Consider the following 24081-nt stretch of genomic DNA (forward strand, 5'->3'; position numbering starts at 1 on the left):
ATATAGACATCCAATATGACGTTCTTACGTATTTTTGCCGTCTTTAGCCATTCTGCATTAACCATCCGGCCAAATTCATGCAGCGCCAAATTCCCATCCGTTACAGCACCAAATATACATTCCTTGTCATGTGTACAGATCGTTACAAAATACGCTCCCGCCCGTGAATAATCGTATCCCTTTAACCGGATGGATTTGTGAGGTTTCATGCCGGAATTGTACATTTATGCATCCAGTTATAATTTTTCGTAATGTGATTGTATTTACCTGTAGCGGCAAGGCGTGCCTTGCCAGGGGAGCATTCCCGATTTTTTGTAACCCATCATTTTAGTAGGATGAAAAGAGAATATCGAAGTCAGAAGTCAGAGATCGGAGTTTTTCGCGGACTTCTGACTTCTGACGAGTGACCCATCCTGCGTAAATAATAAGCTTTTTTACAAAAAATCGGGAATGCACCCCCTTGCCAGTACGAGGCTGAATCCATCAATGATAATGGAATGGTGGATTCGCTATCACCCATTCGGTAAAGCCCGAGGCAGGATTCATTCATTTTAAAACTGGCAAGGCACGCCTTGCCACTACTACATGCTGCGGCTGTCATATCAGCTTTCAAATAAATATGTTACAACTAGACTTGCCCGCAAACATGCATTAAAAACCGGTTTTAATAACTTACTCTGTTTTTTCCCACAGCCATCATAATGCTTTAGTGGACTGATTGATTTTAAACAATTTTTTCTATTCTTTTCTATTCTTTTTAATCTGCGTGAATCTGCGCAATCTGTGGATACCGATATACATAACCAATCTTTTCTCTGAGTATCAAAAAGAAATTAACAAAGAACAAAAGGGCGCCACTTCCTCCCATAATATATATCACATGCGTAAGTGAATTATGGAATATATATAACAAAAATACCTCCAACAGACAACCCGGCACCAACGTATATACAAATTTTGTACTATGCCTGGCCAGATTAAAGTTTATTACTATATTGAGGAGGGCAAATGGTAGCATTGCAAAGCCAAATATCCGTAATAATGGCGCTATTGGTATAAATTTTTTGCCCATTAATAAACCCATTAATTGGGACGGGAAGATAGAAAAAAGTACAAGCCCCACGCCTGACAATAAAAGGGTAAAGATGAGCGCCTTGCTGAGCAGGCCATAGGTGTCTTTATTTAGGGTATGTGACTCGGAGACCATGGGAAACATAGCCAGTATTATAGCGCCTGGCAGATAAAATATAGACCTGCCCAATATAGCTGCTGCCGCATAGTTTCCCGCTTCTTCCGGGCTGAAAAAATGTTTTACAAGCACAAGATCGATATTAATGAGTCCTGTAAAACAAAGGGTCGACAATGTTACCGGTAAACTGTAGAGCAGGATTTCCTTTGTGTATCGCTCATTATCATTATGTACAGCTTTATTGAACAAAAATCTGATTGGATAAAACGTTATAAAAAGCATCACCAATGAGGGTATTATACCGGCAACTATTGCGCCATTCACACCGAGACCGAGAGATATTAATAATACCCCGCATGCTAATCGCAGCACACCGGAAAGGATACCACTTAATCCCATGTAGCCAAATTTTTGCAATCCTTGCAAAATGCCCATGTTTATAGGCAACAGTAACGAAATGAGTAAAGAAACACCTATGAGGATAAGGGGAAACCGTGTGCCTATGTTCAGATAATCAGAAATATACCCGCTTAATGAAACAAAAATACCGACGCCCAGAATACCTGCCAATAGCAATTTGATATAGGCATTGTAAAGCAGATATTTTATCTTCCCGACAGCGCAGGTTGCATTGAATTTTGAGACATACCTGGCCATTACCACCAATACTGTACCCGCAGGAACGGATATAATGGCAGAAAGTGACAGCAAGGAATTGAACATGCCAAAGTCTTCCACGCTCAATTTTCTGCTCATGTAAAATTGAAAGAAGTAAGCAGAGACGTTTCCCACCAGGGAAGCGACGAACAGATAGAAACCACTTTTGATGAGTTTATTGTTTATCATAATAGCGTAATATATACATGCGATAAAATATTGCCAGGGTGTCAATCCCCGTAGAATAGAGTGTCTTAAACTTAATGTTTCCCCAGCGCATTTCCCTGCGGAACTTCAATACGATTGGGCATTCCAAAATCTTGTAACCTATGCGATGTGCGTTTGCCAACAGCTCAACATCAAAGGCAAACCGTTTACACACAACCTTTGGAAATACCCTTTTAAGCACTTCGGTTTTAAAAAGCTTTAGTCCCGCTTGTGTGTCACATAAGGGTAGTTTGAAGAGTAAAAATAACATAATCTTATAAATAAAGCTAATCAGTTTGCGTCTCTTCGGGGTGTTTAATTTAGATGCGGGGTGATATTTTGAGCCTATAACAACATCGGCATGTGTCTTATCCATGGTGTGGCACAAGGTCTGTATTTGTCTTGGATGGATATCAAGGTCAGCATCTAAGAAAGAAAGCAACCAACTCACCCTCTACCTGAGCAAAACCACTCTTCAAGGCATGGCCTTTCCCCGCATTATTGCTATATTCCACAACCTTTATTGAACCTATATCAATGCTAGCTCGCCTGGCTTCCGATACGGTTTTATCTTTGCTTCCATCGCTTACCAGAATTATTTCATGAGAAATGAACGTCCTTTTGAGCACTTTGTGTGTTTTTATTAAATTTTCGTAGATTATATTACCTTCGTTATGGGCAGGCATAATTACAGAGATATTTTTATTGATGAGCGGCATCTTTATGTTCACTATTATTTATTTTTTGTAATAAATCATTTGCAGGCTTGTCATTGAATGATAGTTGTAAAATTTTTTCAAGTGTTTTTTTGGCGTCATCGTATTTCTTCATTACATAATAGGCCGTTGCGATGTTCTGATAGGCGTCAATATCGTCGGCTTTTGCCAATAAAATTTGTTCTGATTCCTTTATTACGTCCTCCCATTGTCCCATTTTGCCATAAATAAGGATTTTGAGTTTATTAAAATAAATATTGTTAGAGAGAGGAAGTATTTCGCCCAGCAACGCCTCGGCCTCATTTAATTGATTTTGTGTAATTAACTTTTTAATTAATGGCTTATATGCGTTCTCGAGTTTTCCGGCTATCCCGGGATAATCGGGTTTCATGTGTAATATTTGTTTAAACGACAGGATTGCCTTATCATAAAGGCCTCTTTTTATATAATACGTGCCGAGACAATCATAATATGATGCTTTGTATGGATTAATCGAAATGGACATTTCACAGTAAGGAATGATTTTATTGCTATAATCTCTTTTGGTATTGTATTCCAGCAGATCATAGGCATTGACTAAATAATTAAATGCAAAATCCTCATTGGGGTCAATCCTGATAATCTCTTCCGCTTCTTTTATGGTCATTTCTAGAAGGTCAATATTGTTTAAGTCCTTTCTCAACATAAAAAGGTAGGCTTCACATAGTTGATAACGGTAAATGGTCTGTCCGGGATTGTATAAAATACTAGCCTTATAATATGCTAAACCCTTTTCCCAATATGGATTTTTATTGAGATCGCCTCCTGATTCCTGATGCGTTGTTGCATAAGTCAAATAATCCGATCCTTTTTTGTGCAGTACGTCTGCCTTGTAAATGTTAGTTAAATAATAAAGACCATATACCAGTATTCCCATAATTGGCAGATAGCATAAGCAGAAGAGTGCTGTTGGGAAAACCCGCCCGGGCGCCTTAACAGGTGGTTTTCTTTGAGACAGATGTTTTTTTGTTGCTATCCTCTCAGATGAATCTTTTTCTTCAATATGATTCAATAATACCATACTTGCCGCCATGAATATCCAAAAGTGCAAGGTAAGGGTATATTCAATAACGTTAAATTGTTGCTGAATAAGATATCCCACAAGACCTGCCAATAAACCGGAAAGGATTAATCTGTCATGCTTTTCAATACGATTAAAACGCCTTTTTACGAATAATATAAATGCGCCAAAAATCCATAAATACGTTCCTAATCCAATAATGCCACACGTAGCTGCCTTATCGAGGACGTCATTGTGAATGCCCATTACATTTTCAAATTCAGGGGTGGCTGGTGATTGCTTGTAATGATGAAAGGCATACCGAGGCAGCACCGAACCAACTAAATCAGGCCCAATGCCTGTAAAGGGATGGTCACGAATCATATCTAAGGCAGATTTATATTGAATGACGCGATAAAATACCGATTGCCCCCCGCGGGTATTTGTAAAGTAGGAGCGGCCAATTGGGTCGCCTTTGTTTGCATCGGTCAAGGCTACAGAAACGTCCCCTTTTTGTTTTAAGAGATACAGCAATTGATTTATAGGGTGTTTATACTTACAACCTACAAATACACCAAAAATTACGAAAAAACAGCTCGCTAAAATAATGAATTTGATTCTGTGTTTGACAATAAATTCTATGTATATTAATACCGTTACGCATAAAATGCTAAAAACAAATCCCAGCCATGCACCGCGCGTTTTTGTGGTGTATAGATTAAACAGCATGAGTATCAGGACTACTGCCATGAATGCAAGAAAACACTTTCCCCTGAACGTATTTTTGACTGATAGGTTTTTCAATTGTAATAAAAATCCTGCGAGTATTAGTGGGAATACGGAGACGAGATATCCGGAGAAGAAAATGGGGTTACCAAATGTAGATGTAATTTTGAGTCTTTCGCCTACATTTGCCCATGAGATAGGATCATAATCAAGGAATTGGATAACTCCGTAAATGGAAGATAAAAAACATGCAATGGATAGTGCAATTGTCATATAAAAAACATGCCGCTTTTTAAAAGAAGTAACGATAGCATAAAAGAGGATGACATATCCGATTGACGTGAGCAATCCCTCGTAATGCACGTAGTAACCGAATACACTTATAGTTTTATTGAGGGAAAATATGGTACTGAAAATGACGGCTGTTATATAGGCAAGCACCGGATATGTTAAGGGTGTATGGTGGAAAAAAGAACAACCCCCTAAGTCCCCCTTAATAAAGGGGGATTCAGGGGGTTGTTCTCTATTTATTAAGGGGGAGTGAGATGTACCTTGTCTGTGGATATTGCCGGATGATGTAGAATTTTTGGCAGAAATTGATACCGATCCCTGTTTAAAACGTACAGGGACAAGTTTAGTTAACCAAACGGTGATAACAAAAAGCGCCGTTCCGTAAAATAAGACGAGTTTGCATAAACTAAAAGGTTTTGCCAGGTGAAGGTCGATAGCAAGTGGTAGTGCGCACAGGAGAAATAATATCAGCCCTATTATTATATTATCGGCTCTCAGCGTGAGGCTTTTACCACGATCATAGCGTCTGTTTTGCATAGTTATCAAGGTTTTTTAGTTTGACCGTCTTGTGATTCTGTTTTACAAGAAAATATTCAAATAAGAATATACCTACAAAAAGTACTCCGATAAAACTTAACACAATGATACTCTGCACTACTGTTGTCCATATTAAAAGAATACCTAATATTCCTATAGCAAACGACATCAAATAAATTAGGAATACCGCCTTTTTCTGTGAAAATCCTGCACGCATCAGTCTGTGAACAAGGTGATTCAAATCTCCTTTGGTTACAGATACTTTTTTTATACTCCTCAAAAATATGACAGAAAGGGTATCGTAAAGGGGTATGCTCAAGATAACGATAGGTAATGCAATTACATAATTTGTACAGGCATTATTGATAGTGAAGGTCGCCAATATCGTTGTAACAGACAATATATATCCTATAAACATGCTTCCGGCGCTTCCCATAAATACTTTCGCAGGAGGTAAGTTGTACCTTAAAAAACCACCTATTGCCGCAACGAGGGTCAAGAGTAACATCCCACCAGTGGCTGATTTCCAAAGAACATAATACCCGCAAGTATGAGCGCCGATATGATACCTACGCCACTGGCAAGCCCATCAGCGCCATCAAGCAGATTAAATGCATTAGTAATGCCTATTACCCACAATATCGTAATTATCCAGGTAGTAATTTCCGGTAAAAATATCTCTAATTTAAATCCCATCCAGGCCATTACAAAAGCAACTGCTGCTTCTGTGAGTAACCGTATCCATATGGATAACCCCCTTATGTCATCTATTATTCCTACAATCGCAATGATTAAACCACCTATCAGTACGGCAAATACCTGATTTGTTATACATGTTGTGTTATTTGCATAGAATTGAAGCCGTGATGAGAATAGGGTGTTGCTGGTTATGAAATTCTTAAGAAATACAACCAGGGATACGTGTGTGGCAAGAGCGATTGTAAAGGCGCCCGCAATGGCTACTCCTCCTAATAGTGGAGTCGGAGTGGTATGAATCTTCCGATGGTTGGGGTAATCAATAATATCGAATCTCTTTGCCAATCGTATTAAGAGCGGTATCATGAAAAATGATATGGCAAAGGTCAAAAGAAATATATAAGCAGTAAATAAATAAAACTGTATACCCATACTTTAATGCTAAGGAATTTCAATGCTGTGGTTGTAGAGCGACGAGGCTCGTCGCTCTATATCGGGAAAGTCGCCAAAGGTAACTCGGAATCATTCTACAAAAGGACACTGAAACAATGCAATAATCAAATGGAAAATACATCTGCTTACTATACCAAACCGGATAATGATATCTGTCGCTTTGCGTCGATGGAGGTATTTTTTGTAATATGTCCACATACTTTTGTGTCTTTCTACTACAGCCTTAATTTTATTCTGCGATGAACTCTTCCCAATGCTATGATATATTACCGCTTCTGGATAATAGACCACTTTCCATCCCAGGAGTTTCATTCTGTGGCATATATCCACGTCTTCGCAGTACATAAAAAAATTTTCATCAAAAAGGCCTGTGGACTCCAACGCCTGTTTCCTGAGCATCATACACGAACCGGATAACCAATCAACCCCGGCGGTCTCGTTGTGAGAATTAATTGGATTTATGTATGCTGTTGAATATCTGTTTTTTGGAAACATTCGGGTCAATAATGAATACCTATTAAAAAAAGCTGTCTTGTAAGATGGGAAACTACGACACGAAAATTGAATGGACTCGTCATCGTTCAATATTTTAGCCCCTGCAACACCTACATCCGGATGCTTATCTAAAAACCCCGCAAGTAGCATGGCGACATTATTCTTTAACCGGGTATCGGGGTTTAAGAGCAACACATATTGCCCTGCACTATTGTTGATACCAATATTTGCAGCCTTACTGAATCCAAGGTTCTTGCTATTAAATATATATTTGATGTCAGGATGGTTTTTTTGGAAAAAAGATTCTTTGGTATCTTTGCTATTGTCTACAACAATGATTTCATAACTGATATCCTTTGTTTTTTTCCGGATAGTTTCCATTAACCTTTGCAAAGACAGGAAGGCATTGTAGTCAACAATGATAAAAGATATCTCTATCCCCGATGTGCGCATTTTTGTTTCGCATGTAACAGATACGGTACAAACCACTTTACGACCTCACAATGCTTCACCAATCTTCTTTTTTGAATAAAGCGTCTTTTTCTTAACATTTTTATAGATTTTATAGGGCATAGTATCAGAAAGGGGATATTTACTACTATGCTCAACAAGGAATCATTTTTTATAATCATTAAGTATCGATTCCGCCATCCCCAGAATTTCCTTTTTATTTTTTTTAGTAAAGCCCTGCTTGAAACCGCCCTTTGATGATAGGCGATGGCATTAGGTACAAAATAGAATTTCCAACCCCTGGTTTGCGCCCTCCATGCAAGGTCGACATCTTCGAGGTATGCGAAAAAGTCGTTATCGAAAAATTCATTATTAAGTTTGACGTCAAGAAGCATCTCTCTTCGATACAAAGTTGCCGCTGCACATGTTCCAAATACACAACCTTCCTGATATTGATTGATATCAGTTTCGTGATGGCCACGATCTCTGGCAAAGCGGTTTTTATACACGGTCTGCCCGGCGCTATCCAGCATATTTTTATTTTCCATACTCAGCAATTTGCCGGAAATAGCGCCTATTGCTTTATCAGCATTTATTTTTTCAAATAATGTGTCGAGATAGCCTTCAGTTACCATTACATCGGGATTAAGGGCGAGAACATATTCTCCTATGGATTCTAGGATTCCCTGGTTTACTGCATATGCGAACCCCATGTTTTTTTTGTTTTTAATAAAATGGACATTTTCATATTTCGTAGCAATGTTGCCAAATATAATATCTATTTTTCCGGTACCGCTATTCAGGGATTCTTTATCTTCTGTATCCATTTCAGTAAGTATTTTTGCGTCACAATTATGCTTGCTTTGTAAAAGGGGATGGAATTGGTTTTTTGCCTGTTGTGTTGCAGAGTTGTTATCAATGATAAAGAGTTCAAAAGGGGTGTTTGTGTTTTTATACAGCGAATCAAGGCAATTTATTAATATGTCTTGAGTATTCCAGTTTACGATAACAACTGATATATGAAGCATAAAAACCAGGATGTTGGAGACGTTTTTTCACTAACGAGGCGAAGCCTCAGACCGATAAACGAGTTTGAAACCACAGATTTTACAGATGAGGCAAGGAGGTACGATTTACGATTTAAATCTGTAATCTGTGGTTCCCCAAATCTGTTCCTGCGCAACATTCAACAAGTTCGATGGCAGTTCATAACGTTTTTGAAAATTTAGGCACGGTAAATTAACAGATAAGGCAAAGGAATGCAAGCACAAGATTAGCAATTATCTTATTTTGCCCGTGAATGTGCTCTGTGAAAGGCCCGCCTGGCCGCTTGATTAAGACCTTGGCTCATCCCCGTTTTACGAGGACAAGTTTGTGAAGATAAACCGTCGATAAGGGTTTTAATTAAGTGCTCCGGACTTGACAACTTATTTCCGTTGTGTTACGATGCCCGCAGTTAAATAATGTAATCGTTCACCGTAAAGGGCGCGGAGAGCGCAGAGAAAAGCGGATTCCCCCCCCTGCCCCCACTCTGATCATAAACAATTGAAGTCTTTTCCAATACAATTATACATGGCTGCGAAATCTGCGGATAAAGAGTATTTCGCAAATGAAAAAATTTGTTTTCCAGTAAATAATGACTAAACGAAGATATATATTTTTAAGCATACCCATCATTTGTTTCATTACGATAATCATTTCTGTTATTCTCTCAAAGCCAAAATCAAAAAATCCTGTCGAAAAACCAGGAGAAAGCGTTGTTTCATCAGAAGATTCTCTAAAGAATAAGCAAATAATAGACGACATACGAAAATCCGGGAAGATCACTCAAACGGTTGACGGGCTTTTTCTCCCCAACTACGATAAGGAAGGAAATGAGACGTACACAATGAGAGGGAAAAACACATTTTTGCTGGAGAACGACAGATATAAAATAATTGAACCGGAAATTGAAGTAATGGATGATGAAGATCAGGGGGACGAATCGCAAAAGGTGATAATTACCTCGGACATTGGAGAAATGGATAAGATATCGAATGAAGGATATCTTTCCGATAATGTTGTAGTTCAACTGGATAAGGAAACCAGTTTGTACACCGAAAATATGCGGTATTTCCCAGAGAACAAGTCAGTACGTACGGATGAGTTTGTCACCATCACCGGAACAGGGTTTGTAATCACTGGCAAGGGTTGCGAGGTAGACCTTGCAAACAGGAAGATGTGGATTATAAAAGATGCGGAGATGGAAATGGATGGGGTGAAAAATGATCTTTTTTTTATTTATGAAGAAGATTCGGGACAAGGCCATCTACCGGGAGAACATGATATGGGGAAAACGGTTGAAGAGGAAAAAACGGAAGAAAAAACAATCATTCGTTCCAGCGGTCCGCTTGTGTTTGATAGGGAGCCTGATTTCCATATCATGACATTCAACGATAATGTTGAAGCCGCGAAGGGCAGCGCTACCGTTTTCTCAGACAAGCTTGTTATTTTTCTTGATGCAGAAACAAAAGAAACGAAACAGGCGATTGCAAGCGGAAATGTTCTTGCTTCGCAGGGAGCAAAAATTGCCAAAGGAGACACACTTTCCTGGGACGTCAATACGCAAAGCGCAATCCTTGAGGATGCAAAGAACGCAGAATTTATACGAGACGATCTCAGTTTATACGCCGCAAGAATGATTTTTTATAAAAACGCAAACAAAATAGACGTTCCGTGTGCCGGCAGCTTAAGAGTAAAACCCAATGAGAAAAATATTACGGAGAGAAAAGCTGCGAACACAGAAGCGAAGGATGAAACGATTAATGTGAAGTGGGAAGGGAAAATGAATTACATGGGGGATGCAAGGGAAGCCATCTTCGAAGAAAATATTGAAGTACGGAGAGATGATTCCCTTCTCCGGTGTGATTATTTGTACGTAACGTTTAACGACAATAACTATGACCTGAAATCATTTGACGCAAAGGATAAGGTTCATATTGTTGATAAAAAAGGCGGTTTATGGAACGAGGCTGTTGGTGATCAGGTAGCATGGGATGCACAAAGTAACGTAACCGTTTTATATGGGACCCCTTTTGCTATTCTCAGGGAAGGAAATACAAGGCAGATTATTTCCCCCAAGGTTACTTTCTTCGAAAATGAGGAAAAAATCTTGTGTGAGGGAAAGGGGAGTTTATATGAAATCGGAAAGGGAATGAGCCACACCGAAGAAACGGACAAAACAGGCATTAAGGTTACCTGGCTTAAAAAAATGGAATATGATAGTGTAATAAAAAAGGCTGGGTTTTTTGAAGAGGTTCAGGTTTCCCAAAGCGGACAAAGGTTGAGTGGAGACCAAATTGATGCATATATGGGAGCAGACGGGGAGATTTCAAAAATTATTACCGCAGGCAACGTTTATTTTTATAGCAAGGAGTTAGGCGGGAGCGAGGGGTTCGGCACATTTTTTACATGGGATTTACCGAAAAACATGGGAGTGCTGACTGGCAGCCCGAAGGCGGAATTAAGAAAAGAAGGTTCGAGGACTTTTTCGGAAAAGGTTTACTTCAATATGGCAGAAGGCAGGATAACCTGGGAAGGCAGACCTCACTGGCAACTTATCAGTAAAGAAGCTGGCAATGCGGATAAATAAAAAGATTAGTTATATTATAATTTTTTTGGTATTTTTTCTAACAACCTTTGCAGGACAGCTTTACGCAGAAAATACGCAACGTGTGGAAATTTTTGCGCATCGGGGTATATTGGAAGAAACGCCGGAAAATACATTTGCTGCTTTGCACAGGATTGCAGAATTGGGCATAGACGGTGTTTTGGTTGATATTCGCAGTACAAAGGATGGCCGGCTTATATTAATGAACGACGAAACGATTGACCGTACAACGGATGGTATGGGCAGGGTTGACCATTTATTATATTCGGAAATACAACAGTACGATGCTGGATCATGGCGGGGCGTGGAGTTTGAGGGGGAACGCGTTCCTTTGCTGTCAGATGTACTGATGTTTTGTAAAATTAACAAACTTAAACTGATTTTAAATATACAACAGATTTTTCTGGAAGAACAAGTTGCAGAACTGATTAATACCTATGAGATGTCTTCGCAAGTTTATTTATGGGGAACAATGAGGAATTATAGCCCTAAAAACGCAAGGTCTTTCGGAAAGGGACTGGTGTATGTTTCCGCCGATGAACTAAACGATGAAAAACTGAAACAAATCCGCAAAGAAAAGAAATACGCATTTACTTCTTTACTGGAAAGTGATGACCGTCGGATAATACAGAAGGCGATAAAGCGGGGGGTAGATGTTCTTCTCGTGGATTATCCCTATGTAGCAATGGATGTTTTGGATATAAATACCCGGTTAAACACCGCAACTGAAATAAAAAAGAAAGAATATGAAAAAAGGCCGCTTTCGATAGACAATAACGACCCGTTTATTCACACAAAAATAAAAACACTGTTGAACACGTTGCAGAGCGAAGGAGAGGATGAATCAAGGACAGCGGCAATAACATTAGCCGTTCTGCCACAGAAATACACGGTACCGCCGCTTCTGAAATTACTCAAAAAGAAGAGTGCAAAGATAAGGCAAAATGCCGTTTGGGCGCTGAGTTTTTGTGGTGATAATACTATCGCACCACAGATAGAACCGCTTTTAAACGATAAAAATACCCTCGTTAGGAGAGAAGCGGTGCTGGCATTAAAAAGGCTTGGCGCAGTACAATCACTACAGGCGCTTACTGACAGGTTTCAAAGAGAAACTGAGATAAACGTAAGATATGATATTGCAAGGGCATTGGGTACTCTGGGAAATCAAGGTTCAGTCTTTCCCATACTGGAGATGCTTAAAAGAGAAAAGAGCTGGCTTGTCAAAGAGGCTTGCATTGAAGCGGCAGGCAATAGTGGTAATGATAAAGCAATTGCGGCCTTGTACGATATTCTTATCACCGATGCGGAAAGTGAGGCCTCCTTTGCCCGTACAAAATCAGCGTGGGCTTTGGCTTCTATGGGGGAAAAGGCCGTTCCTTTTCTGATAAAGGCCCTCCAGGATAACGAAGAATCTACAAGGCGTAAAGCCAGTTGGGCATTAATAAAAACAGGCGCTCCTGCGGTACCATTATTAATTGGCGCACTGAATGACGTTAATGAATATACAAGAAGCCGTGCCGCGCAGATACTCGGATGGGTTGGCAATGCAAGCGCCGTAACCCCGCTTATGTGGTCGCTAAAAGATACATCCCCTTTAGTTGTAAGCTCGGCAGCCTGGACGCTTGGCAGAATCGGGACGCCAAAGACACTTCTATCCCTGAAGGCGCTCATAAATAGCGGGAATGAAGACGTCGTGGAAAGCGCATTTGAGGCGATGGGCAGGATTGTGGAGCGATACAAAGATATTGAGTAGCATAACGAAAGGGGAACCACAGATTACACAGTGCAGCAAAGCCGCAACCAAAGAGTGTTTAACCGTGAAGGGACTGAAGCAGCCGGGAATTTATAAAAGAGAAACCACAGATTTCACGGCGCAGCCTTTGGCCGCAACCAAATTCGAAATACGAAACAATTTCAAATGACAAAAAACTAAAGTGTTACCAATAAACCCTATGCTCCAAACCATTCGCGGGTTCAGGTTTGTAACCTGAACCAAACATTTTATACTTTCAATCCAACCTTCTATTGACAGAACAAGTGACAAATAAATTCCAGATTCCAAACAGGGATTTTGTGATTTTGGCATTGGAATTTTATTTCAGTACATGGCTCCATTATCCACATAAACTCATGGGTTCAGGTTGCAAAACTGAACCCGCCTTGGGTAGAGTAATGTTTACGCTGAATAGTTACAATAAATTACTGATAGGGCACTAAAAGCGGTATGGCGGCGCTATGGCTTCTGTTTTGCAAACGTGTGCAATAAACAATTTGACTAAATAATATGATTTCAATATTATGATGAGATTAAAATTTTTGTAATAGTCCACATATCTTAGGAGGTGGTGGGGATGGGTAAAAATTAATGCTGTTTGGTTTTCGTCTTTTAAAACCCCGCCTAAATTAAATCTATATTAAGGAAAGGTATTTTATTGATGAGACGCAGTATTGTGTACTTAGTAGGAGCAGGTCCTGGCGATCCGGGGCTTATAACCGTAAAAGGGCGTGAGTGTATTAAAAAAGCAGATGTCATTGTTTATGATTATCTCGTAAACGTTGAATTACTCAAAGCCGCAAAGCCAGGCGTGGAAATGATATATGTAGGAAAGCAAGGCGGTTCCCACACCCTTGAACAGGAGGATATTAATAAGCTTCTCGTAGAAAAAGCACTGGAAGATAAAATTGTCACACGGCTGAAAGGGGGAGATCCTTATATTTTTGGACGTGGCGGAGAAGAAGCCCTTGTTTTGAGAGAATATAAGATCCCTTTTGAAGTAGTGCCTGGCATTACTGCCGCTATAGCGACTCCCAACTATGCAGGCATTCCCGTAACGCATAGGGAATTCACCTCTACCTTTGGTTTGATAACAGGGCATGAGGACCCTGCCAAGAACGAAAGCTCCATTGACTGGTCAAAAATAAGCACGGGGATTGGCACACTGGCATTTTATATGGGGGTGAAAAACCTTCCGTATATTACGGAACAGCTTATGAAGCACGGACGTTCCGGCGATACGCCGGTGGCGGTAATACGGTGGGGTACCACTTTCCGGCAGGAAACCGTTGTCGGCACACTGAATACGATTGTGGCGAAGGCAAAAAATATCAAACCTCCCGCGATAACCATCGTTGGTGAAGTTGTTAAGTTGCGTGACCAGCTTAATTGGTTTGAAAACAGGCCATTGTTTGGCAAAACGATTGTAGTTACCCGTTCGAGAGAACAGGCAAGTGAATTTGCGGACAGGTTATATGAATTTGGCGCCAATGTAATTGAGTTTCCCACGATTGAAATCGCAAAACCGGATTCAATACAACCACTGGATGAAGCAATAAATACTATTAATTCTTATGACTGGCTGGTATTTACAAGTATTAATGGTGTGGATAGTTTTTTCCAGCGATTGTTTGAATTAGGAAAGGATGTAAGGGTTTTGAAAGGCCTTAAGATATGTGCCATAGGCCCTGCTACCGCTGGAGGCATAGAAAAGTATCATATCAGGGTCGATTGTGAACCGCCAAAGTTCGTGGCAGAATCTGTCGTGGAAGAACTGAAGAGGGTAACGGCAATAAAAGGCGAGCGGTTTTTGCTTCCCCGGGCAGATATAGCAAGAAGTTATCTTCCCGAAGAATTGCAGAAATTAGGCGGTGAAGTTAACGACCTGGTTGTATACAAGACCCTTATGGGGCAGCCAAAAGACGTCAATATTTTAGAGAAAATGAGAAACGGGGAGATTAACATTGTTACCTTTACCAGTTCCTCAACGGTAAGGAATTTTGTACAGCTTATAGGAAAAGAAAATATCATTCCTTTAAAAGGACATATCCAATTTGCGAGTATTGGCCCCATTACTACAAAGACAGCGGAAGAAATGGGGATTGATATTGCCATTAAAGCGAAGGAATATACGATCCCCGGACTTGTAAATGCCATACTGGAAAGTACATCCCCCATTGATAAATAAGTTCATAGTACAGGAATTTCAATATTTTTGCAGAGACGCATGCAATGCGTCTCTACATTAATACCTTACGTGTTCACAGATTGTGATTTCTTAAAGGTTGCCGTTGTAGAGCGACAAGCCTCGTCACTCTACATTGAAAACTCGCCAAAGGCATAATTTACTTCAAAAATAAACATTCTGCTTACTTGACATACATCATTTTTTCACTCCACCCCCCTGAGAAACATTCTATGTGCATTACAGCACAATGTTTTTCCAGTTGATATGTCTGTAAATTCCATGTAATTTGAAATGCAATGTAAAAGGTATCAGTACCGCATATCCCATATAAGGAGGCCATCAATATGAAAAGAGTAAACATGAACATAAGAATATCCGTTATATTTTTGTTTATAATGTTCCTGGGGTCGGCAGCTTTCGCAGACCAAAACGATAAACAAAAAACCTTACATCAGGAAATGGTTAAAAAAGCGCAAATGATTACGGTACCCTTTATCCTTAACAAAGGACAGGTAGATGCAAGGGTGAAGTTTTATGCCAACACCTTTGGCGCGACAATTTATGTGACAAGTGAAGGTGAAATAGTTTATTCATTGCCGCATATTTCAGACATGCCAGGAACGAAAACGCAAAATATTACCGCGCAAACCGAACCCTGTTCCCATGGCTCCACAGTTGCAACTATGAGAAAGGCAGATAGTAAGAGCAATCCGGTTATGAAGAATATCGTGCTTGCGGAGCAGTTGGCCGGTGGAAAGACGGTTAATATAAAGGGAGAAAAAACTTCGGTTACGAAGGTTAACTATTATAGGCATAAAGACCCTTCGCAGTGGCAAAAAAACATCCCAACATACGAGTGTATCTGTTTTGGCGAGGTTTTTAGCGGAGTAGATTTAGTATTAAAGGCGTATGGCAACAATGTAGAAAAACTTTTCCACGTAAAACCAAATGCCAGCGCGGAAGGAATAAGAATAAAGATAAACGGGGCGAATTCATTACGTGTTAATGAAACAGGACAACTGGAGGCAGAGACGCCGTTAGGAAATGTTACGTTCACCAGGCCGGAAGCATATCAGGAAATAAATGGGAAGAAGATCCTGGTGGCAGCAAGCTATCATTTGAAAGATGCCGGTATGATTTATGGTTTTAAAGTGGGTGAGTATGATAAAACAAAGGAGCTTGTCATCGACCCCCTTCTTGCTTCTACCTATCTGGGCGGTTCAGATAACGATGAAGTGTGTTCTTTGGCAATTGACGGGGATGGGTATGTTTATATCGCCGGGAATACATTGCAGTCTGACTTTCCGACTACCGGTGGTTCATACAATACCGGCAGCGCAGGAAGTAATGTTTTCATTTCAAAAATAAATCCAACGTTAACGAGCCTTCTTGCTTCGACTTATTTTGGCGGATCTTCGGAGGATAAAGTACGGTCTTTGCTTTTAGACCCGGAAGGGAATGTTTACGTGACGGGAGAAACGAATTCGTCCGATTTCCCAACAACCGAAAATGCTTATGCAGGGTCGTTAAACGATTCAGATGGAGATGTTTTTGTTTCCCAGCTTGACGCCAATTTGACTAATCTTCTGGCTTCTACCTATTTAGGCGGGACTTCTGGCGATTATAGCAGCGATATAGCAATTGATGCGGAAGGAAATGTCTATGTAACGGGCGATACAACTTCTGCCGATTTTCCTGCTTCGGCGGATGCTTATAAAACCTCATTGTCCGGTAGTTCCAGAGATGTTTTTGTTTCAAAACTGAATAAAGAACTAACCGGTCTTTTGGCCTCAACGTTCATGGGCGGTTCTTCCGGTGATTACAGCAGCGCCCTTGCTATCGATTCCAAGGGAAACGTTTTTATCGCAGGCGCCACCGGCTCATCAGATTTTCCTGCTTCTTCAGACGCGTACGATGCCGCTTTTAATGGCGGTGAACATGATGTTGATGGTTTCGTTTCAAAGTTTGATAAGGATTTGACGGGCCTTCTTGCTGCCACATACATTGGGGGATATTTTAATGACTATATAAGCGGTATGGCAAGCGATTCTGAAGGCAATATTTATGTAACGGGCGGCACCCTTTCCTCGAATTTCCCGACAACTACAAAGGTATATGATACGACATACAATTTTGGCTCTGACGCCTTTGTATCGAAATTGAGCAATGATTTAGAAACACTTATTGCCTCAACCTTTTTGGGCGGTTCGGGCTATCCTTCGGAAGGGTACGACTATAATTACGGATATGAGCATGCAAATGCCATCGTTATTGCTTCAGACGGGAAAATTTACGTAACCGGCAGTACGTATTCTTCAGATTTCCCTACCACAATAGGGTCTTATAACACCACATTTAATGGTGGAGGTGCAGATGCGTTCATTTCCAGTTTTGACAACGATCTGGAAGGCCTGCTGGATTCCACCTATCTTGGCGGTTCTTATGGCTATGATTGCGGCAAGACATTGGCAACAGGGCCGGAAGGGGATATTTATGTTGCCGGATTTACGAATGCTTCAAATTTCCCGGTTACCAGTGGGGTTCTTTATGCAAATTATAACGGTAAGATAGACACCTTTATTTCACAACTGGATAGTGATCTGTCTGCATTATTGGGGAAAATATCGGGAAGTTTGAGCGATGAGAATAAAAATCCCGTTGAATCTGCTAAGATAGCACTGAAGGGAAAGACTACAAAAATTAAAAGAAAAACATTTTCTGATGAAAATGGACTTTTCGAGTTTGGTAATTTAAAGGCGGATACGTATAAGATTACAGCGACAAAGAATGGCTACAAGAAATACAAAACAGAGGTTGATCTGGAAGAGGGAGAAAATAAGGAAGTTAAGGCAGAGATGAAGAAAACAAAGACCTGATGAACGGCAAAAAAGAATCTTCTCGCGGCGGCTTAATTAATTACGTTAAAGCGGTGTTAAGAGAGGGATGAAAAAAGAGGTGAAACATAAGTGGTCGGGGCGAGAGGATTTGAACCTCCGACCTCCTGCTCCCAAGGCAGGCGCGCTAGCCAAACTGCGCTACGCCCCGTTATATTGAAAATACTCGCCTTTTCAGGTGAATTGCAGTTCACATTATACGTTACATCTGTATAAATACAAGCAAAAACAGAATAAAAACGTACCCATCATTGCCTACATGCCTTCGCTAGCGCCTTATCATACTTACTTTGCATTTTTTGACAAAATATTTAAATGTATAATACTTCTAAGATATTATTTTACAAGAAGATAGCGCATGCATTCCAGCGTTTTAAGTAATAATGGTTAATTGTTGCCTGCCAAAAAGCAAAAAACTCTAAAAACCTTTTGTTCTGTTTTCGATTAAATTTGCAAAAGAGTAGCATGGCATAAGTAATTACACCTCAATGTATTAAAAAAACAGTAAAATATTTTTTGCCGAATGGAACAATATTTTGTATTGCCTTGTTTTAAGATTAAGTTATAATCGTACCTTATTTTTTATTGTAATTTTGAAGGGGCGGGAGTAGTAGATGAACATTCAGCAAAAAGAAAAGTCGAGAAAAAAATATAACGAAAGAAGCCTTTCTTTAAAAAACGTATTTATTGATAAGGCGGAGAGAAGTTGTTTAATGTGCGGTAAAAAATTCATTAGCCGCGGGCCACACAACAGAAGATGTGCGAGGTGCAATCAAAAGATTGATCAGGCAGCAGAAAACACATTTTACATGCCAACGGTGTACGGAAATGATGGCTCTGTAGGAGGCGAAACGTACACGGTAGCTGAATAAAGGGTAACCCTGTTTTTTTGACAAAAGGGCTATGCGATTATTGAAAAGCATAGCCCTTTTGTCATTTATCCGCGCTGTTGTTATGCATGTTAAAAAGGTTGTATTGTTATAGTGCCTTCTTCATTTATCCTGCCAGTTATCGCAACATCAATAGGGATAAATTTTTTTGTGATTTCAATGTTCGTTAACAGATGTTGGGTAATTATGGGCGTGGTAAAGGTTGTCTTTTCCTCCTTTACCAGGGCAAGTGGCACAATAAGCTGGTCGGCCAGGTATTCATCGAACATACCTTTAGTTTTTAAAAAATTGTTTAGTTTGTTACACGCCTCTTCTGCTACCGTTTCAGCGCGTTTGCCAATTTCACCCAAGCTAAAATAACAACATTGGCTATGTTCAAATTCCCCAATAAGAAGCAACAGAGTGCCCTTACCGATAGCAGGCATTTCAAATAAGGCTATTTCATGTGGTATGTTTTGGACTGAAAACTGTTTCTGAGCCTCCATTTGTTGTCTTTTTGCGATGTTTGCGTCCAGATTGCTTACCACAGAGATACCTTTTATCCGGAGAAACCTTCCCCTATCCTTTATTCGTATGGTGTGTTGTGTATGCGACGGACTTATTTTCATTACAACTTCGCCTCCGCCACGTGGATAAAAGCCGGCTCTCATCGTTTGCATCTCAGCATCATATCCCATTTTTCTCAGGAAAAACAACCATTGCCGTTCAAGATAATCAGTACAAGGGCTATGGCTTACATGCGTACCGCCGGTAATGGTGATTGTGGAGGGACCATCTGCGAAACTGAGCGGATAGAATATCGTTTGTAATACAAGGGCAATTGAACCCGCAGTCCCGATATTGAAAGAATATGTTCCGTGCCGGATATTATCCGGATAAAATCTGAGGGTTGTAGAGCGAAGGGTGTTCCCGTCTACCTCCGCATTGCAAATCCTGGCGGTGGCATTTACTGCCTGTAAATGCTGATGGCTGATCCCGGGTGTTTTTCTGTTGGCTCTGATGCTATGTATTTCAAAAGGCTTTTTTGTAATGGCTGACAGAGAAAGCGAAGTCCGCAGTATTTGCCCCCCGCCTTCCCCAAAAGAACCATCAATTTTGATAATATCATCGGCCATAGTTGAATGAAAAAGGGCAGAACATGAAAATGCCCTGCCCTTGCCATTTGGATTTTTATTATTACATTTTGTTTAAAGGCCTATTTGCCAAATCCACGTACAATCTGAATGAGTCCGTCAAGGTGCGAAAGATCGACCCCAAGGTCTCCGAGTGGCACGTAGTTTGGATTTTTGGTTCCCTTTGTCATAGATTCTTTCATATCTTCGTCGGTTCTTGACCTCTGGTAGTCAGGGTCGCTGAAATCAGGCACTCCAAATTGTTTTCCTGCTTCAGAACCTTTTCCGTCAGGGCCATGGCATAATTCGCAAGTATCTTTATAAATTAGTTTAACGTCATTTGCAGATGCAGTGAAGCTTGGTTGTACAAAATAGAGACTAAAAATAGCTGTCGCAGGAATAACACAGTAACTAAAAAGTTTTTTCAACGGTAAGCCCTCCAATAAATAAAATATTCACGTATTGTTATTAAGATTTTTTACAAGGCACGTTTCGCTTTTGATGTTATCGCGAAAGGTCTTTTTCTTAAAACATCACCCCCAATCAAGAATTATGATTAATCGGTATTATCAAATAAAATACCGGAATAAAGACCCTTTTTCGGTGCAAAATATACTTCTCACACACGGTAATCTTTAACTTTAATAAAAAATTTATTCAAAATGTATTCTGTGAAAATACTGATTTATATCAGGCCGAAGTCGCAAGCAAAAATCGTAACATCCACTTCATAAGGTGTCAAGTACTTTCCTGCGTAAGCGAATATTTGCAAAATACATGTTCACATGCAAATACAATTATTATATAATCGCCTTTTTCTGTTTGCAAAATATGTCTGATTTACAACACTACAGCGACATTTTTTATTTCAGATGTTGCAGCAATTTCTTGGTATATACATGTTTCAGAACCTGCCTATAAACGTTGAAAATGAAAGAAACAACCCTGACAGGGTTAATGTCCTGCCGATTTTTGTGCAGGACTTAATAATAAAATGTCGCTGTAGTGATAACAAAGGAACAAATCAAGGGGCAATTTTTGTTTAGTTACACTGATTTATAATCAAATATAATCAAAATAAATTCTCGCTAATTTACTTTATATCTTATAAACGAAAGATGAATTTGCTATGGAGGAATAAATGGATTCTGGTGTTAGAAGTATTACAGAAAGGGTAAAGGCGGAAAGTGATTTAATAAATACCCTTCTGTACGAAGTAGGTAAGGTAATTGTAGGGCAAAAATACCTGATCGAGAGATTATTAATCGGGATGCTTTCCAACGGACATGTTTTATTAGAGGGTGTTCCCGGATTGGCAAAAACAATGTCCATTATGACCCTCGCGAAAGCAATGCATGCCTCCTTTCAAAGGATACAATTTACCCCTGATTTACTGCCTGCGGATTTGCTTGGCACGCTTATTTACAATCCCAAGAGCGGTGAATTTACTGTTCGCAAGGGACCGGTTTTTACGAATATTGTGCTGGCAGATGAGATAAACCGCGCTCCGGCGAAGGTGCAAAGCGCACTTTTAGAGGCCATGCAGGATCGGGAGGTTACCATTGGCGACGAGACCTTTAAACTGGAGGAACCGTTTCTGGTATTGGCAACCCAGAACCCAATTGAGCACGAAGGCACGTATCCGCTGCCGGAAGCACAGTTGGACCGCTTTATGCTGAAATTGAATATTACGTATCCTGATAAAAAAGAGGAACGTGAAATATTAGAGCGTATGGCTACCACCAAAAGCGATATTAAGGTAAATTCGGTAATTTCTCCTAACGATATCCTACGGTTACGCACGGTGGTGGACGGGATTTATATCGACGACAAGATTAAAGATTATATTATAGATATTGTCTTTGCCTCCAGAGAACCGAAGACGTATAACCTGGATTTGGATCAATTCATTGAATATGGAGCGTCTCCGCGTGCAACAATTAATCTGACGTTGGCGGCAAAGGCGCACGCGTTTCTCAAGGGGAGGGGATTTGTCACTCCTCAGGACGTAAAATCTATAGGAATGGACGTCCTCCGGCATAGAATAATCATAACATATGAAGCAGAGGCAGAAGAAATACGCCCGGAAGATATTATTAATAAAATTTTTGATAACGTGGAAGTTCCTTAATTAACAGACATGATTTCGGCAGATGTTTTAAAACAAATTCGTCAGATCCAGATTCACACAAGCCGCCTTGTCAATGAGGCGTTAGTGGGTGAGTACCATAGTATTTTCAAAGGAGTTGGTATTGAATTCGAGGAGGTGCGCGAATATCAGCCCGGAGATGAAATACGTATGATTGACTGGAATGTAACAGCACGCATGGGACGCCCCTTTATTAAACGCTTTGTTGAGGAACGGGAATTAACCGTAATGCTTCTGGTGGATGTAAGCGCGTCAGAAAATTTCGGCTCGGTAAATTATTTAAAAAATAAGGTTGCAATAGAAATCTGCTCTCTCCTTGCCTTTTCCGCAATTAAAAACAATGATAAAGTGGGTGTGATTATGTTTACAGATAAAATCGAAAAATTCATACCTCCGAAAAAAGGGGCAAAACACGTCTTCAAAGTTATTCGGGAACTTTTGTGTTCAAAGCCGTCGGGAAAGGGCACGAATATCGCCATGGCGCTGGACCACTTAAACAAGATTGCTTCCCGAAAGACGATTACCTTTATCGTGTCTGATTTCATTGCGGAAGAAAATGATTATGCGCGTTCGTTAAGAACCGCAAATAAGAAACATGATGTGATCGTGGTTAATATTATTGATCCGAGAGAACAGGAACTACCCAATGTAGGTTTTATCGAATTAAAGGATGCGGAATCAGGCGAGAGAATAATAACAGATACCTCGAATTCAAGTGCAAGAAAAGAGTATAGCATGATGGCCCTACGGCAAAAAGAAGAACGGTCTCAATTGTTTCGTTCAACAGGCATTGATGAAGTTGTCGTTAATACTCAAAAAAATTACGTAGAACCCATAATTCGTTTTTTCAGAATAAGAGAGAAGAGGATTTAAAATCTTTCCACGTGGTAGTTATATGTCCAACATAAAGCGCTTTATGCCCCTGTATAGACTATTTATTGTAATAATGGCAGCAGTATCTACCTTACTTTCCGGGAGTGCAAGCCAGGCAAGCGAATCGGGCGACCTTAATAACGTGCCGATTGAGGTTGCAGCGAGTGTTGAGAAAAGCGATGTGACAATTGGCGATAAAATAAACGTAATAATTCAGGCAAAGAGTCCTGTTGGTGTAAATGTTGCAATACCCCATCCCGGAGACCGTATAGGGGAATTTTTTGTAAAAGATGCGGGAGAGACGAAGGAAGCCGTCGGAGAAAAAGAGGGTGACAGGATTGTTGAACGCCGCTATGTTTTGAATTCTTACAAAACCGGGCTGCAAATAATCCCGCCAATAAAAATAAAATACAATGCCGAAGGTTACGGAGAGGGAGAAGTTGCTACAAATGAACTTGAAATAAACATCAAAGGCATGATAAAAGAAGGAGAAGAGGCCACTGACATTCGTGACATTGCCCCTCCTCTCGGCGTAGACACAAACTATGCGCGTTTACTCAAATGGATTTTTGCAGGAGTTGCGGCAATTGCACTATTCATGCTTGTCTACCGGATGTTGAAAAAGCGAAAGGGGGGAAAGTATGTACAAACAAGAGAAGAGGTAAAGAAGCTGCCACATGAGACAGCTTATGAATTGCTGGAGATATTATTAAAAGAAGACCTTGTAGGGAAAGGTCTGGTAAAAGAATATTATTACCGCATTACCAATATTTTGAGGCATTATATAGAAGACCGGTTTGGATTGTCCGCCCCCGAACGTACTACGGAAGAATTCCTGGTTGAAATGGCATATACAAATAAATTAAATACCACACATAAAAAGTATATTCAGGAATTTCTGGAGAAATGTGACCGGGTAAAATATGCAAAATACGGCCCTTCTTTATTGGAAAGTCAGGAAACATACCATCTTGCAAGGCGGTTGATCGACGAAACGAAGAGCGAGGGGAAAGAGAAAAAAGAAGAGGCTGTGATTGTTGATGCGAAATGATAATGGCAGATGTGTTGTTAATACTGTTTTGTATCGCGTTAACCT

16 protein-coding genes, 1 tRNA gene and 2 pseudogenes are annotated in these 24081 nt (G+C 40.2%); 8 read left to right on the forward strand and 11 right to left on the reverse strand.

Annotated elements, in window-relative coordinates:
* From ABJL82_RS09005 to ABJL82_RS09040, 8 genes and pseudogenes are all read right to left on the reverse strand, one after another.
* Nucleotides 1-224, reverse strand: a pseudogene (locus tag ABJL82_RS09005) (transposase); the annotation flags it as partial.
* A 533-nt stretch (nucleotides 225-757) separates the two neighbouring features.
* Nucleotides 758-2035: an oligosaccharide flippase family protein gene (locus tag ABJL82_RS09010; RefSeq protein ID WP_347274400.1), complete on the reverse strand. Its 1278-nt coding sequence runs from the start codon at nucleotides 2033-2035 to the stop codon at nucleotides 758-760.
* A complete protein-coding gene (locus tag ABJL82_RS09015; RefSeq protein ID WP_347274401.1) occupies nucleotides 2022-2495 on the reverse strand; it encodes a glycosyltransferase in 474 nt (157 codons plus the stop codon). Before ABJL82_RS09015 ends, ABJL82_RS09010 begins: the two co-directional genes overlap by 14 nt.
* Complete coding sequence (locus tag ABJL82_RS09020; RefSeq protein WP_347274402.1) at nucleotides 2473-2772, reverse strand: glycosyltransferase; 300 nt, start codon at nucleotides 2770-2772, stop codon at nucleotides 2473-2475. The genes ABJL82_RS09015 and ABJL82_RS09020 overlap by 23 nt, the downstream gene beginning before the upstream one ends.
* A complete protein-coding gene (locus tag ABJL82_RS09025; protein WP_347274403.1) occupies nucleotides 2756-5362 on the reverse strand; it encodes an O-antigen ligase family protein in 2607 nt (868 codons plus the stop codon). Before ABJL82_RS09025 ends, ABJL82_RS09020 begins: the two co-directional genes overlap by 17 nt.
* Nucleotides 5343-6490: pseudogene (locus tag ABJL82_RS09030) on the reverse strand (MraY family glycosyltransferase). The gene ABJL82_RS09025 and the pseudogene ABJL82_RS09030 overlap by 20 nt, the downstream one beginning before the upstream one ends.
* A 90-nt stretch (nucleotides 6491-6580) precedes the next feature.
* Complete coding sequence (locus ABJL82_RS09035; protein WP_347274404.1) at nucleotides 6581-7459, reverse strand: glycosyltransferase family 2 protein; 879 nt, start codon at nucleotides 7457-7459, stop codon at nucleotides 6581-6583.
* A complete protein-coding gene (locus tag ABJL82_RS09040; RefSeq protein WP_347274405.1) occupies nucleotides 7441-8484 on the reverse strand; it encodes a glycosyltransferase family 2 protein in 1044 nt (347 codons plus the stop codon). Before ABJL82_RS09040 ends, ABJL82_RS09035 begins: the two co-directional genes overlap by 19 nt.
* A gap of 608 nt (nucleotides 8485-9092) precedes the next feature.
* Between ABJL82_RS09040 and lptC the strand changes: the two genes are divergently transcribed.
* From lptC to ABJL82_RS09060, 4 genes are all read left to right on the forward strand, one after another.
* Nucleotides 9093-11087 carry an LPS export ABC transporter periplasmic protein LptC gene (lptC, locus tag ABJL82_RS09045; RefSeq protein WP_347274406.1) on the forward strand — a complete coding sequence of 665 codons (1995 nt, stop codon included), beginning with the start codon at nucleotides 9093-9095 and terminating at the stop codon, nucleotides 11085-11087.
* 82 nt (nucleotides 11088-11169) lie between these two features.
* Complete coding sequence (locus tag ABJL82_RS09050; protein WP_347274407.1) at nucleotides 11170-12858, forward strand: HEAT repeat domain-containing protein; 1689 nt, start codon at nucleotides 11170-11172, stop codon at nucleotides 12856-12858.
* Between the two features lie 682 nt (nucleotides 12859-13540).
* Nucleotides 13541-15067 carry a uroporphyrinogen-III C-methyltransferase gene (gene cobA, locus ABJL82_RS09055; RefSeq protein WP_347274408.1) on the forward strand — a complete coding sequence of 509 codons (1527 nt, stop codon included), beginning with the start codon at nucleotides 13541-13543 and terminating at the stop codon, nucleotides 15065-15067.
* Nucleotides 15068-15411: 344 nt separating this feature from the next.
* Nucleotides 15412-17943 carry an SBBP repeat-containing protein gene (locus tag ABJL82_RS09060; protein WP_347274409.1) on the forward strand — a complete coding sequence of 844 codons (2532 nt, stop codon included), beginning with the start codon at nucleotides 15412-15414 and terminating at the stop codon, nucleotides 17941-17943.
* A gap of 91 nt (nucleotides 17944-18034) precedes the next feature.
* Here ABJL82_RS09060 and ABJL82_RS09065 read toward each other — a convergent pair.
* A tRNA-Pro gene (locus ABJL82_RS09065) sits at nucleotides 18035-18112 on the reverse strand.
* 463 nt (nucleotides 18113-18575) lie between these two features.
* Between ABJL82_RS09065 and ABJL82_RS09070 the strand changes: the two genes are divergently transcribed.
* The gene (locus ABJL82_RS09070; protein ID WP_099324079.1) at nucleotides 18576-18833 is read left to right on the forward strand and encodes a hypothetical protein; all 258 of its coding nucleotides are present in this window, start codon (nucleotides 18576-18578) and stop codon (nucleotides 18831-18833) included.
* A gap of 89 nt (nucleotides 18834-18922) precedes the next feature.
* Here ABJL82_RS09070 and rtcA read toward each other — a convergent pair whose 3' ends face one another.
* Together rtcA and ABJL82_RS09080 are read right to left on the reverse strand one after the other, a co-directional pair.
* On the reverse strand, nucleotides 18923-19966 hold the full coding sequence (gene rtcA / locus ABJL82_RS09075; protein WP_347274410.1) for an RNA 3'-terminal phosphate cyclase: 1044 nt from the start codon (nucleotides 19964-19966) through the stop codon (nucleotides 18923-18925).
* A gap of 80 nt (nucleotides 19967-20046) precedes the next feature.
* Nucleotides 20047-20391: a hypothetical protein gene (locus tag ABJL82_RS09080; RefSeq protein ID WP_347274411.1), complete on the reverse strand. Its 345-nt coding sequence runs from the start codon at nucleotides 20389-20391 to the stop codon at nucleotides 20047-20049.
* A 713-nt stretch (nucleotides 20392-21104) separates the two neighbouring features.
* On the opposite strand from ABJL82_RS09080, the gene ABJL82_RS09085 reads away from it, so the two are divergent.
* From ABJL82_RS09085 to ABJL82_RS09095, 3 genes are read left to right on the forward strand one after another with little or no spacing between them, the layout of a single operon-like run.
* Complete coding sequence (locus ABJL82_RS09085) at nucleotides 21105-22094, forward strand: MoxR family ATPase (protein WP_347274412.1); 990 nt, start codon at nucleotides 21105-21107, stop codon at nucleotides 22092-22094.
* Nucleotides 22095-22103: 9 nt separating this feature from the next.
* A complete protein-coding gene (locus tag ABJL82_RS09090) occupies nucleotides 22104-22985 on the forward strand; it encodes a DUF58 domain-containing protein (RefSeq protein ID WP_347274413.1) in 882 nt (293 codons plus the stop codon).
* Nucleotides 22986-23007: 22 nt separating this feature from the next.
* Nucleotides 23008-24036 (forward strand): hypothetical protein, encoded by a 1029-nt coding sequence (locus ABJL82_RS09095; RefSeq protein ID WP_347274414.1) that lies wholly within the window; start codon nucleotides 23008-23010, stop codon nucleotides 24034-24036.
* The last annotated feature ends 45 nt before the right edge of the window (nucleotides 24037-24081 follow it).

Origin of the sequence: Candidatus Kuenenia sp. (assembly GCF_039794105.1) — a bacterium.
In the GTDB taxonomy this organism is placed as follows: domain Bacteria; phylum Planctomycetota; class Brocadiia; order Brocadiales; family Brocadiaceae; genus Kuenenia.